Origin of the sequence: Pseudomonas cannabina (assembly GCF_900100365.1) — a bacterium.
Classification (GTDB): domain Bacteria; phylum Pseudomonadota; class Gammaproteobacteria; order Pseudomonadales; family Pseudomonadaceae; genus Aquipseudomonas; species Aquipseudomonas cannabina.
In genome coordinates this window covers 5,200,868-5,213,724 of the sequence record NZ_FNKU01000001.1, presented here as the reverse complement: position 1 = coordinate 5,213,724, position 12,857 = coordinate 5,200,868, and the positions used below count along the sequence as shown (strand labels likewise).

At 60.3% G+C, this 12,857-nt stretch carries 12 protein-coding genes; 1 reads left to right on the top strand and 11 read right to left on the bottom strand.

All coding sequences use genetic code 11. The features are described 5' to 3' along the window. Window positions 1-268 precede the first annotated feature (268 nt). The 9 genes from hflC to BLT55_RS24425 all read right to left on the bottom strand — a co-directional run bounded on the left by hflC (window position 269) and on the right by BLT55_RS24425 (window position 10,389). Window positions 269-1,138, bottom strand: coding sequence for a protease modulator HflC (gene hflC / locus BLT55_RS24465; protein WP_054999691.1), 870 nt, complete (start codon window positions 1,136-1,138; stop codon window positions 269-271). Further along, on the bottom strand, window positions 1,138-2,328 hold the full coding sequence (gene hflK / locus BLT55_RS24460; protein ID WP_054999690.1) for an FtsH protease activity modulator HflK: 1,191 nt from the start codon (window positions 2,326-2,328) through the stop codon (window positions 1,138-1,140). The genes hflC and hflK overlap by 1 nt, the downstream gene beginning before the upstream one ends. A 96-nt stretch (window positions 2,329-2,424) precedes the next feature. Further along, window positions 2,425-3,726, bottom strand: coding sequence for a ribosome rescue GTPase HflX (gene hflX / locus BLT55_RS24455; RefSeq protein WP_007251006.1), 1,302 nt, complete (start codon window positions 3,724-3,726; stop codon window positions 2,425-2,427). 12 nt (window positions 3,727-3,738) lie between these two features. Beyond that, window positions 3,739-3,999: an RNA chaperone Hfq gene (gene hfq, locus BLT55_RS24450; RefSeq protein ID WP_002551819.1), complete on the bottom strand. Its 261-nt coding sequence runs from the start codon at window positions 3,997-3,999 to the stop codon at window positions 3,739-3,741. Between the two features lie 93 nt (window positions 4,000-4,092). After that, window positions 4,093-5,064: a tRNA (adenosine(37)-N6)-dimethylallyltransferase MiaA gene (gene miaA / locus BLT55_RS24445; RefSeq protein WP_054999689.1), complete on the bottom strand. Its 972-nt coding sequence runs from the start codon at window positions 5,062-5,064 to the stop codon at window positions 4,093-4,095. Next, complete coding sequence (gene mutL, locus BLT55_RS24440; RefSeq protein WP_054999688.1) at window positions 5,065-7,008, bottom strand: DNA mismatch repair endonuclease MutL; 1,944 nt, start codon at window positions 7,006-7,008, stop codon at window positions 5,065-5,067. Then, window positions 7,008-8,438 (bottom strand): N-acetylmuramoyl-L-alanine amidase, encoded by a 1,431-nt coding sequence (locus BLT55_RS24435; RefSeq protein WP_208601284.1) that lies wholly within the window; start codon window positions 8,436-8,438, stop codon window positions 7,008-7,010. The genes mutL and BLT55_RS24435 overlap by 1 nt, the downstream gene beginning before the upstream one ends. A 2-nt stretch (window positions 8,439-8,440) precedes the next feature. Continuing rightward, the gene (tsaE, locus tag BLT55_RS24430; protein WP_054999711.1) at window positions 8,441-8,911 is read right to left on the bottom strand and encodes a tRNA (adenosine(37)-N6)-threonylcarbamoyltransferase complex ATPase subunit type 1 TsaE; all 471 of its coding nucleotides are present in this window, start codon (window positions 8,909-8,911) and stop codon (window positions 8,441-8,443) included. Further along, window positions 8,899-10,389 carry a bifunctional ADP-dependent NAD(P)H-hydrate dehydratase/NAD(P)H-hydrate epimerase gene (locus BLT55_RS24425; RefSeq protein WP_074801050.1) on the bottom strand — a complete coding sequence of 497 codons (1,491 nt, stop codon included), beginning with the start codon at window positions 10,387-10,389 and terminating at the stop codon, window positions 8,899-8,901. Before BLT55_RS24425 ends, tsaE begins: the two co-directional genes overlap by 13 nt. Before the next feature lie 63 nt (window positions 10,390-10,452). On the opposite strand from BLT55_RS24425, the gene queG reads away from it, so the two are divergent. After that, complete coding sequence (gene queG / locus BLT55_RS24420) at window positions 10,453-11,541, top strand: tRNA epoxyqueuosine(34) reductase QueG (RefSeq protein ID WP_055001574.1); 1,089 nt, start codon at window positions 10,453-10,455, stop codon at window positions 11,539-11,541. Between the two features lie 52 nt (window positions 11,542-11,593). Here queG and BLT55_RS24415 read toward each other — a convergent pair whose 3' ends face one another. Both BLT55_RS24415 and orn read right to left on the bottom strand, forming a co-directional pair. Further along, the gene (locus tag BLT55_RS24415) at window positions 11,594-12,205 is read right to left on the bottom strand and encodes a trimeric intracellular cation channel family protein (RefSeq protein ID WP_007251013.1); all 612 of its coding nucleotides are present in this window, start codon (window positions 12,203-12,205) and stop codon (window positions 11,594-11,596) included. A 106-nt stretch (window positions 12,206-12,311) separates the two neighbouring features. Next, the gene (orn, locus tag BLT55_RS24410; protein ID WP_055001571.1) at window positions 12,312-12,848 is read right to left on the bottom strand and encodes an oligoribonuclease; all 537 of its coding nucleotides are present in this window, start codon (window positions 12,846-12,848) and stop codon (window positions 12,312-12,314) included. Window positions 12,849-12,857 lie beyond the last annotated feature (9 nt).

Sequence of the window (12,857 nt, the reverse complement as noted above, 5' to 3'; positions counted from 1 at the left end):
CATTCCCCTGTGATCCGGGCGGCCAGCCTTGAGGCCGACCTAGAGTGAAGCAGAAAGTGGTGAGCCGTATGACGCGCACGACAAACGCCCGCGAAAGACCCCGGACCACTTCCCTCGAAAAACCTGCCGCTTGCCGGGATCGACCTGGCTGCAGCCAATCAACCGTGCAGACGCAAAAAAGCCGGGAATTTCCCGGCTGCCGCATGATACACACGTTTCACCGTGCGATCACCCCACCGGACGGTTTTGCCGCCCGGCGGGTGATTGATTACGGCTTGGCTTTTTCCATATAGCGGAAGAATTCGCTATTCGGATCAAGCACCATCACGTCGCTCTTGTTCGCGAAGCTCTCACGGTAGGCGCGCAGGCTGCGGTAGAACACATAGAACTCCTGATCCTGACCGTATGCCTTGGAGTAGATCGAGGCAGCTTGTGCATCGCCATCACCACGAGCCTCTTCGGACTCACGATAGGCTTCTGCCAGCAACACACGGCGCTGACGATCGGCGTCGGCACGAATGCCTTCAGCCAGTTCGTTACCCTTGGCGCGATGCTCACGCGCTTCACGTTCACGCTCGGTGCTCATCCGCTCGAAGACGCTGCGATTCACTTCCTTCGGCAGGTCGATGGCCTTGACCCGGACATCCACCACTTCAATGCCTAGCTCTTTCTCGGCCATGCGGTTCAGCGAACCGGTGATGTCCGACATCAGTGCATCACGCTCACCCGACACAACTTCGTGCAGGGTGCGCTTGCCGAACTGGTCACGCAGACCAGACTCCAGACGACGCGACAGGCGCTCGTCGGCAATCTGCTTGAGGCCGGAAGTCGCAGTATAGAAACGCTCTGCATCCTTCACGCGCCACTTGGCGTAGGCATCGACCATGACCGCTTTCTTTTCCAGCGTCAGAAAACGCTGGGTCGGCGCATCGAGGGTCAACAAACGTCCGTCGAACTTGCGCACCTGGTTCACGTAAGGAACCTTCACATGCAGACCCGGCTGAACATCCGCCTGGACCACACGACCGAATTGCAGCAGGACCGCACGTTCTGTCTGGGACACAATGTAGAAGCTGTTCCAGGCAATGACTGCCAGGACCACACCGACAATGAGGGTGATCAGCGATTTGTTACTCATCAGCGAGTCTCCCTGGTACGTACTTCACCGCGCTGCTGAGTATCGGTCACTCGCGTGGCTGCATCAGTATTGGCCTGAGATGACGTGCCAGCACTGGAGCCATTGGTGGTACTGCTGCGGCTGCTCTCGATCATCTTGTCGAGCGGGAGGTAAAGCAGGTTGTTCTGCCCTTTGTCACCGGTCACGAGAACCTTGCTGGTATTGCTGAAGACTTCCTGCATGGTGTCCAGATACAGACGCTGGCGAGTGACTTCAGGTGCCTTGCGATATTCGGCAACCAGTTTGGTAAAGCGATCAGCCTCACCCTTGGCACGCGACACCACTTCATCACGATAGCCGTTGGCATCTTCGAGGATACGCTGGGCCTGACCACGAGCTTCCGGAATCACGCCGTTGGCGTAACTTTCAGCTTGGTTGCGGGCACGTTGCTCGTCTTCACGGGCGCGGATCACGTCGTCGAAGGCTTCCTGAACTTCACGCGGCGCCGCGGCGCTTTGCACGTTCACCTGGGTCACGGTGATGCCGGTGCCGTAGGTGTCGAGGAAGCGTTGCAGGCGCTCCTTGATTTCGCTCGCCATCAGCTCACGCCCTTCGGTCAGCACCTGATCCATTGCCGTGGAACCCACGACATGACGCAGCGCGCTTTCAGTCGCGTGTTGCAGGCTGATCTCAGGCTGATCGACGTTCAGTACGAAGTCTTTCAGGTTGCTGATCTTGTACTGCACGGTCAGCGGCACTTCGACGATGTTCTCGTCTTCGGTGAGCATCTGGCCCTGCTTGGTGTAGGCACGCTCGCGCGTCACGTTTTCCATGTACTTGCTGTCGAACGGCGGGAAATAGATGTTGAGGCCCGGCCCCACGGTTTCGTGGTACTGACCGAAACGCAGCACGACAGCCTGCTCTTGCTCGTCAACGACATAGATCGCGCTGTAAAGCCAGAAAGCGACGAGTACGACCAGGCCGATGCCGAGCAGGCCAAGACCACCGCCCTTGCCCGAGCTGCCGCCGTTGCCGCTGCCGCCGCCATCACTGCCGCGTTTGTTTCCGCCGCCGAACAGCCCCTTCAGGCTTTCCTGCAGCTTTCGGAAGGCTTCGTCGAGATCAGGTGGCCCCTTGCGGTCGCCGCCACGGCGTTTGCCACCCCAGGGATCTTGATTATTCGAGTTGCCACCCGGCTCATTCCAAGCCATAGCGCTCTCCATCTGATAAAGCAAAGACGCGCCCGCGGCGCGCCGACCAATGCTACAGAATGCCCGGGAAGACCGTACAAAGGCTTTCCCGTGCTTTTATTGCAAAGTGTGTTGCTCGATGAACTCCAGCGGCTGCAATCCTTCGCGACTCACCAGACGATTGAGTTCAACGCGCGGTATTCGCACCGCGAGCAAGCTGGCACCCTCTTCATCATGCGTCTCGCTCTGCACCGCACCCAGTTCGAAAAACTGGGCACGCAACCGGGCAAGATTCTGAGGCAAATGCAGAGTGCCGACAAACAGATCATCACCCAGCAGCTCGGCAACGGCCTGCTTGAGCAGATCCAGTCCTCGTCCATCACGGGCAGACAGCCAGACACGTTGCGGCTTGCCATCGGCATCGCGCTGTATCTGGGGCTCTACCCCTTCCAGCAGATCGAGTTTGTTATAGACCTCGAGGATCGGCAAGCCCTCGGCACCGATCTCGCCAAGCACGGCCATGACCTGCTCGATCTGCGACATGCGGTCCGGCTCGTGAGAGTCGATGACGTGCAGCAGCAGATCGGAGTTGCTCGACTCTTCAAGCGTCGCACGAAAAGCTTCAACCAGCTTGTGCGGCAAATGACGAATGAAGCCCACGGTGTCGGCCAGCACGATAGGACCGAGGTCATCGAGCTGCAGACGGCGCAGGGTCGGATCGAGTGTGGCGAACAGCTGATCGGCCGCAAACACGTCCGAATCGGTGATCGAGTTGAAAAGCGTCGATTTGCCGGCGTTGGTGTAACCCACCAGCGACACCGAAGGAATATCGGCACGACGCCGCCCGCGACGGGCCTGGTCACGCTGGCTGCGAACCTTCTCGAGCCGGCCTTTGATCTGACGCAGGCGCACCCGCAGCAGACGACGGTCGGTTTCGAGCTGGGTTTCCCCCGGACCGCGCAGGCCGATACCCCCTTTCTGACGCTCAAGGTGAGTCCAGCCGCGGACCAGACGGGTGCTCATGTGCTCAAGCTGGGCCAGTTCGACCTGCAGCTTGCCTTCGTGAGTACGCGCCCGCTGGGCGAAAATATCGAGAATAAGGCCGGTACGATCAAGCACGCGACACTCGAAAACGCGTTCGAGGTTACGTTCCTGACTGGGCGTGAGGGTGTGATTGAATATCACGAGATCAGCCTGTTCGGCTTTGACCTGGTCGCGAAGCTCCTCGACCTTGCCAGAGCCAATCAGGTATTTGGCCGATGGACGATGACGCGGCACGTTGATAAACGCAACGGTATCGGCACCGGCCGAAATGGCCAGCTCCTGAAACTCCTGCGGATCTTCGCGCGCCTCAGGGTCCTGACCATCCAGATGAACGAGAATGGCACGTTCACCACCACTGTGGCGCTCAAAGAACAAGGCAGACTCCTATCAGGCGTTACCTGGCTCGGCGTCCGCACCGTCAGCGTCGGTAGCGCTTGGCAGGCGGATCGGACGAACCGGTACGACGGTGGAAATAGCGTGTTTGTAGACCATCTGACTGACCGTGTTCTTCAGCAAAATGACGAACTGGTCGAAAGACTCGATCGTACCCTGCAGCTTGATACCGTTGACCAGATAGATCGATACCCCGACCTTCTCTTTACGCAAGGTATTCAGGTAAGGGTCTTGTAGCGAATGCCCTTTTGACATGTGCCTCACTCCTTTAAGGATCAATAAAATAATAAATCGAATTCGATTGGCTTGACCGGCCACCCCCCAAGGATAGACGGCTATTGCAGGGACTCAGCCCAATATGGAGACCGATCCCAGGTATTTCAAGGCACGTGGCAGATTGTCGCTGGCCAGACTGTCGAGCCAGTGTAGATCTTCCCAGCTGCGTAGCCAGGTGAATTGCCGCTTGGCCAGTTGACGCGTAGCAATGATGCCCCGTTCCTGCATTTCATCCCGCGTCAGTTTTCCATCCAGGTGATCCCAGACCTGGCGATAACCGACTGCTCTTATCGATGGCAACCCTGCATGCAGGTCGCCTCTCGAGCGCAATGCCAGTACTTCGTCCAGAAACCCCTGATCCAGCATTTGCTCAAAACGCAACGCGATACGCTGGTGTAGCACCTTGCGATCAGCCGGAGCGATGGCAAGGTTCGCGACAGTATAGGGCAATTGCTGCTGCCCTGATGCGGCTGCTTCAGTACTTTGCGCAGTTTGTTGCTCGCGGTGTGCGGTCATGCTCATTCCGCTGACGCGATAAACCTCCAGCGCCCTGATCAGACGTTGCGGATCGTTGGGATGAATACGTGCCGCCGACACCGGGTCGACCAGCGCCAATTGATCGTGCAACGACTGCCAGCCAAAGGCTTGCGCATCGGCTTCAAGCTGCGCCCGAACCTCTGCATCGGCGGCCGGCATATCAGCCAATCCGTCCAATAGAGCCTTGAAATACAACATAGTGCCGCCGACCAGCAAAGGAATATTTCCGCGTGCGGTGATTTCCGCCATGGCGGCCAGCGCGTCGGTGCGGAAGTCAGCGGCGGAATAGCTTTGCGCGGGGTCGAGAATGTCGATCAGCCGATGCGGAAATTCCGCCAGCTGCGCCCTGGACGGCTTGGCGGTGCCAATGTCCATGCCGCGATAAACCAGTGCCGAATCGACGCTGATCAGTTCGCAGGGCAGGACTTTGCTCAGCTCGATGGCAAGGTCGGTCTTGCCTGCAGCGGTAGGCCCCATGAGAAAGATGGCCGGAGGTAAAGCATTCATTCATTGACCGCGCAGGAATAATTTATCCAGGTCACTCAGGCCCATCTGGGTCCAGGTGGGACGACCGTGGTTGCATTGTCCGCTGCGCTCGGTGTTTTCCATGTCGCGCAGCAGAGCGTTCATTTCCGGAATGGCCAGCCGCCGGTTGGCGCGGATCGCGCCGTGGCAGGCCATGGTGCCGAGCAACTCGTTCATGTGCGCCTGCACCCGGTCGCTGGTGCCATATTCCATCAGGTCTGCCAGCACATCGCTGACCAGCCGATTGGCTTCGGCCTGTTTGAGCAAGGCCGGAATCTGCCGGATTGCCAGGGTTTCCGGGCCCAGCCGCTGAAGCTCGAAACCCAGCCGCTGGAACGTCGCAATGTGTTCTTCGGCGCAATCCGCTTCGCGCTGGCTGACCGCGAGGGACTCAGGCACCAACAGCGGCTGGCCGCTCAGACCTTCGTTGGCCATGGCGATTTTCAAGCGCTCATACATGATTCGCTCGTGGGCCGCATGCATATCGACCAGCACCAGACCCTGGGCGTTTTCAGCCAGAATGTAGATGCCTTTGAGCTGCGCCAGTGCATAGCCCAACGGTGGAATGTCGCTCTCTGACGCTGGCAATGATGAAGGCGCGGCACTGGGCAACGGCGCGAAAAACTCGCGATAGGCGCTCTGCGCTTCGGCAACCGGCACGCCCGTCGTGGGCCGTGGCGAATACTGGTATTGATAGCCGCTACCGGCCCCGCCGCCAGCTGGCCGCGCGAAAGCTTCGCCCTGCGGCTGCTCCAGCACATTGTTGGCCAGACGCATTTCGCCCTGCGGCCCGAATTCGCCCGCTTCCGGCCCGGTTGGTCGGGGCTCGACGGCAACCGGTACGCTGCCACCCAGCTGATTTTCAGGACGCACATCACCCAACGCACGGTGCAAGGTGCCATACAGAAAATCATGCACCATGCGCCCGTCACGGAAGCGCACTTCATGCTTGGTCGGGTGAACGTTGACGTCGACGGCAGCGGGATCGACTTCAAAAAACAGTACGAAGGTCGGATGACGGCCATTGAACAGCACGTCGCGATACGCCTGCCGCACGGCATGAGCGACCAGCTTGTCGCGCACGGCACGGCCATTCACGAAGAAATATTGCAGATCGGCCTGACTGCGCGAGAAGGTCGGCAGCCCGACCCAGCCCCACAAATGCAGACCGTTGCGCTCGATCTCGATAGGCAGCGCCTGCTCCAGAAAGCCCGGCCCACAGATGGCCGAGACACGACGCGCTCTGGCGGTGTCGTCATGCGCTTCGTGCAGGCTGAGCACGGTTTTGCCGTTGTGGCGCAAATGGAAAGCGACATCGAAACGCGCCAGCGCCATGCGCTTGATGACTTCCTGCAAGTGATCGAATTCGGTTTTCTCGGCTTTGAGAAATTTGCGCCGGGCGGGCGTGTTGAAGAACAGGTCGCGCACTTCTACCGAGGTGCCCACTGGATGCGCCGCTGGCTGCACGCGCGGAGCCATGTCGCGACCTTCGGTTTCAACCTGCCAGGCTTGATCGGCGTTGCGGGTACGCGAGGTCAGTGTCAGGCGCGCTACCGAGCTGATCGACGCCAGCGCCTCGCCCCGGAAGCCCAGGCTCATCACCCGCTCAAGGTCTTCCAGGTCTCGAATCTTGCTGGTCGCGTGTCGCGCCAGAGCCAGCGGCAGATCATCCGAAGAGATACCGCCGCCGTCGTCACGTACTTTCAGCAGCTTGATGCCCGCCTGCTCGACATCGACGTCAATGCGCCGCGCGCCAGAATCGAGGCTGTTTTCCAGCAGTTCCTTGATCACCGACGCCGGGCGCTCGACCACCTCACCCGCAGCGATCTGGTTGGCCAGACGCGGACTAAGCAATTCGATACGTGCGGCGTTCAAGCCCGTCCGGGCGTTATCGGCTTCGGCGCCGTCAAGCAGAAGATCGGTCATTACTGTGTAGCAACCTCGGAACTCGGAATACGCAGGTCCTGGCCGATTTTCAATTCATCGGTTTTCAGATTATTGGCACTGCGCAGGGTGGCGATGTTCATGTCATAGCGTGCTGCGAGCATGGCCAGGGTTTCGCCAGAGCGAACCACGTGGTTACGCGGGCCTTGGGCCAGCTTGCCGTTATCACGCAACCAGGCAATGTAAGTGCCCTGCGGCGGGTTCTGCTGGAAGAACTGCTTCACGCCGGAAGTGATTGAACGCGCCAGCGCCTGCTGGTGCGACGCAGAGCCAAGCTTGTTGGCTTCGTTGGCGTTGGAGATAAAGCCGGTTTCCACCAGAATCGACGGGATGTCCGGCGACTTGAGTACCATGAACCCTGCCTGCTCGACGCGAGCCTTGTGCAGCGAAGTGACCCGGCCGATATTACTCAACACTTTCTGGCCGACGTTCAGGCTCGACGACAGCGAGGCGGTCATGGACAAGTCCAGCAGCACACCTGCGAGCATGCGGTCCTTGTCATCGAGGCTGACCGCACCGGCACCACCGATCAGGTCGGAACGGTTTTCACTGTCCGCCAGCCAGCGCGCGGTTTCGGAGGTAGCACCACGATCCGAGAGGGCAAACACCGATGCACCGAATGCAGCGGAAGACGGTGCCGCGTCGGCGTGAATGGAAACGAACAGGTCTGCGCCCTTGGCGCGGGCAATCTCGGTACGTTTGCGCAGCGGGATGAAGTAATCCCCGGTTCGCGTCAGCTCGGCGCGATAGCCTTTTTCAGCGTTGACCTGGCGCTGAAGTTCCTTGGCAATCGACAGCACCACGTTTTTCTCTTTCTGACCCGCGCCGCCCGAGGCGCCCGGGTCTTCACCACCGTGCCCGGCATCGATCACGATCACGATATCGCGCTTGCCGTTAGGCACCGGGGTCAATTTGATTTCAGGTTTGGCAGGGCTGACCGGAACCGCCGGTGCCGTATTGGCGGCGGTGTCCGGGATCACTGGCGTCGTCGGGTTGGCATCGGCGGCGTTATCGAACAGGTCGACTACCAGACGGTTGCCGTATTGCTGGTTCGGCGCGAGCGTGAAGCTCTTCGGGGTTACGCCTTTTTTGAGGTCGATGACCACGCGCAGATCGGTCGGCATGCGCTGCGCAGAGCGCATGCTGCTGATCGGAGTATTGGCGGTCGGCACGTTCAGGGGTCCGCCGAGCGTCGCACCATTGATATCGATCACCAGACGGTCGGGCGAAGTCAGGGTAAACAGGCTGTGTTGCACCGGCCCCGACAGGTCAAAGACCAGACGTGTGTTATCCGGCGCTCGCCATAAGCGGACACTTCGTACTTGCGTAGCGGCAACCGCCTCGACAGCCAGGGCCATCAACAGCAGACCAACTACAGTAACCAGCGCGCGCATGCGCATACCTAACCCCATATCTATTTGAATTCCAAAGCCAAAGTGGCACACCAGCGTTCGCCACGCGAGCCCAGCGGGCTCAAAACGACAGACCGACCTTCGCCGTGCGGGCCAATGGTAATGGTCAGGTCGGGCTTTGGCAAAAAGCCTGCACCGCGTTGGGGCCATTCAATCAGACAAAGTGCCTCGCCGTCGAAATAATCACGCATCCCCATGAACTCAAGCTCTTCTGGATCGACCAGCCGATACAGGTCGAAGTGAAAGACCCTTACCGCGTCGATTTCGTAGGGTTCGACCAGCGTGAAAGTCGGGCTCTTGACAGCCCCGGCGTGCCCGAACCCGCGAATCATGCCCCGCGAAAGGGTGGTTTTCCCGGCGCCCAGATCGCCGTCGAGAAAGATGACACCTTTGCCCTCGGTGACCTCCGCAAGGCGCGCACCAAAATGCATCATCGCCTCTTCGCCAACCACATGCAGCGTTAAATCAGACACGGTTGCAGCTCCTCCAATAACTGACGAATGGCGGGAATAATATCGCTGGCGGCCAGCCCTCGACCGGTTTCACCCACGTTCTGACCGGCACTCGCGTGCAACCACACGGCCAGACAAGCCGCGTCGAAAGGCGTTAAATGCTGCGCCATCAGCGCGCCGATCAGGCCGGCGAGCACGTCACCCAGCCCGGCAGTCGCCATCGCAGGATGGCCGCGATCACACAACGCGAGCTGACCGTGCGCATCGGCGATCAGGCTGCCGGAGCCCTTGAGGACACATACCGTCTTGAATTTGCGCGCCAGTGTGCGCGCAGCCGCGAGGCGATCCGCCTGAATATCCTTGATACCCACGCCCAGCAGGCGCGCTGCTTCACCCGGATGTGGCGTGATGACGCTGTTTGCGGGCAGACTCACCTGCCCGGCGGCCAGCATGTTCAGCGCGTCGGCATCCCAGACTTGCGGCCGATCCGCGTTGGCGGCGGCGGATAACAGGCTGCGCCCCCAACTGGCCTGACCCAGACCCGGCCCTACCACCAGCACGCTGGCAGGCTCGATCAGCGCCATCAGTTGGTTTGCCGAGCGGATTGCGGCGCTCATGACTTCCGGCATGCGCGTCAACGCCGCCTGGATGTGTTCGGCACGGGTCGCCAAGGTGAGCATGCCTGCACCGCTGCGCAACGCGCTTTCGGCGCTAAGAAGGGCAGCGCCGCCGAAGCCGTAGTCGCCACCAATGACCAGCACTCGCCCGAACATGCCTTTATGAGCGGTACGCGGACGTGCTGCCAAAGACGGCAAATTGTGTGTATCAAGACGTTTCGCGCTGGTAGGTGTCTGCGCAACCAAGGCGGGATCGGCCTGCAAATCGTCAAAAACCAGCTCACCGACCTGATCTGCCGCTTCACCAGTCAGCAGTCCTGTTTTCAGACCGATGAAGGTCACCGTCAGATTGGCACGCACTGAAACGCCAAGGGACTGTCCGGTGTCTGCGCTCAGGCCTGACGGGACGTCCACCGCTGCGACTGGCAGACCGCTGGCATTGATTGCGTCGATGGCCGAACGATAAGGCTCGCGCACTTCACCGTTGAGCCCGGTGCCAAGCAACGCATCGAGCAGCACGCCCTTCAGCTGCTGTCCGGCCCAAGGCTGAACAGTCACGTCCGAAGCCATGGCATAAGCTGATGCCGCATCGCCAGTCAGCGCGTCCGGCGCACCGACTGCCAGCACGTTGACCTGCCAGCCAGCCTTGTGCGCCAGCGCCGCCACCAGATACCCGTCACCTGCATTCTTGCCACGCCCGGCCAGCACGGTCAGTTCGTTCACCTCCGGCCAGCGCCGACGTATTGCACGCCAGGTGGCATGGGCCGCGCGCTGCATCAGTTCCAGACCCGGCGTACCGGCGGCAATCAGCCGCGCGTCGAGGTCGCGGACCTGCGCCGCGCTGTACAGCGCGTCGGGTAAATGAGGTTTAGTGTCGAACATGCGTCTATGGGCTCCGATGTCTGGCAGAATTATACGCACCTTGGCCCCGGTTTCTCTCTGCGCATGTCCGCTATTACTGTTGAACGTCCCACTTCCGATGACCTTGCCACCCTTGCCCTGTCGATCAAGGCGTGGGGGCGTGAGCTGGGCTTTCAGGACGTCGGGATCAGCGGTCTGGACCTGGCAGAGCACGAGCAGCACCTGCAACGCTGGCTCGACTCGGGTTATCACGGTGAAATGGACTATATGGCAGCCCATGGCAGCAAACGTTCCCACCCGGATGAGCTGGTGCCGGGAACGCTGCGCGTGGTGTCACTGCGCATGGATTACCTGCCGGGCGACAGCGAGATGGCCCAGCGTCTGACGGAGTCGGAAAAAGCCTACGTGTCACGCTATGCCCTGGGCCGCGATTACCACAAGCTGATCCGCAAGCGTCTCCAGCAACTGGCCGAGCGCATTCAGCAGGCCATCGGCCCGTTTGGTTTTCGTGCCTTCGTCGACAGCGCTCCGGTGCTGGAAAAGGCCATCGCCGAACAGGCCGGGCTGGGCTGGATCGGCAAGAACACGCTGGTGCTCAATCGCAAGGCGGGGAGTTTCTTTTTTCTGGGCGAGCTGTTCGTCGATATTCCGCTGCCGGTCGATGCGCCCCACGCGACGGAACACTGCGGGCGCTGCACGGCCTGCCTGGACATCTGCCCGACTGCGGCGTTTGTCGGCCCTTACGTGCTGGACGCACGACGCTGTATTTCCTACCTGACCATCGAGCTTAAAACCGCGATTCCCGAAGAGCTGCGGCCGTTGATTGGTAACCGCGTATTTGGCTGTGACGATTGCCAGATCGTCTGCCCGTGGAACCGCTTCGCCCGCCCGACCGACCAGCGTGACTTCCAGCCGCGTCACAATCTGGACAATGCCGGGCTGGCCGAGCTGTTTTTATGGGATGAAGACACATTCCTTGGCAACACCGAAGGCTCCCCCCTGCGCCGCGCCGGGTACGAACGCTGGCTGCGCAACCTGGCCGTCGGCTTGGGCAATGCGCCCTCCACTATTCCGGTGATCGAGGCCCTGCAAGCGCGGCGCGACTATCCGTCGGAACTGGTCAAGGAGCATGTGGAATGGGCGTTGCGGCGGCATGGTGTTGCGACGCTTTAAATTGGCAGCGCGTTTGCTGGCCTCTTCGCGAGCAAGCTCGCTCCCACAAGCTTCAGGGCTCGTCTTTATAGACAAACTTGGGCATTTCCCAGCGGAAGCGGATGGCCAACAGGCGCAGCAGCAAGCCGCCGAACAGGGTGATCAGCACGGCCTGTTCGTTCGGCAGTTGCAGGTACTGACACAGCAGAAAACACCACGCGGCCAAAAACGACACGCTGGCGTAGAGTTCGCGGCGGAAGATCAGCGGGATGTCGTTGCAGAAAATATCGCGCAGGATGCCGCCGAATACCCCCGTGATGACGCCGCACACCGACGCGATCACCAGCCCATGTCCGGCTTCGAGCGCGGTCATGCAGCCGATCAAGGTAAACGCAACCAGCCCCAGCGCATCGAGCACCAGAAACAGCGAACGCAGGTGACGCATCAACGGGGCAATGAAGATCGTCACCAACGCCGCCACACTGGTCAGCATCAGGTATTCCGGGTGCTTGACCCACGTCAGCGGGTAGTGGCCGATCAACACATCGCGCACCGAGCCGCCACCCAGCGCAGTCACGCAGGCGATCAGTACCACGCCGAACCAATCCATCCCGCGCCGCCCGGCCGACAGCGCGCCGGTCATGGCTTCAGCGGTGATGGCGATCAGATAAAGCATCAGCAACATGGCGGCGACTCTGCGACAAAGGCGCGCAGTCTAACCAGCAGACCTGCGCACTGAAAGGGTGCAACAAAGATTATTCAGCGCGCATCAGGCCCCTGCTTTCAAACGATCACACCTTGATGAAATGCTCGCGATAAAAACGCAGCTCGGCAATTGACTCACGGATGTCATCCAGCGCCAGGTGCGTGCTGCCTTTCTTGAACTTGAGCTCGGGAGACCAGCGAGCCGCCAGTTCCTTGAGGGTCGAGACGTCCAGGTTGCGGTAGTGAAAGTAGTTTTCCAGCGTCGGCATGTGGCGATACAGAAAGCGACGATCCTGGCAGATGCTGTTGCCGCAGATCGGCGAACTGCGCTCGGGCACCCACAGCTTGATGAACTCAAGGGTCTGCGCTTCGGCTTCAGCCATGCTGATGGTGCTTTCACGCACGCGCTGGGTCAGGCCCGAGCCGCCGTGCTGGCGGGTGTTCCACTCGTCCATTTTCGCCAGCGTCTCGTCGCTCTGGTGCACTGCGATCACCGGCCCTTCGGCCAGCGTGTTCAGCTCACTATCGGTGATGATCGTAGCCATTTCGATGATGACATCGGTATCAGGGTCCAGACCGGTCATTTCCAGATCGATCCAGATCAGGTTCTGCTTGTTCTGCATGTGTCGACT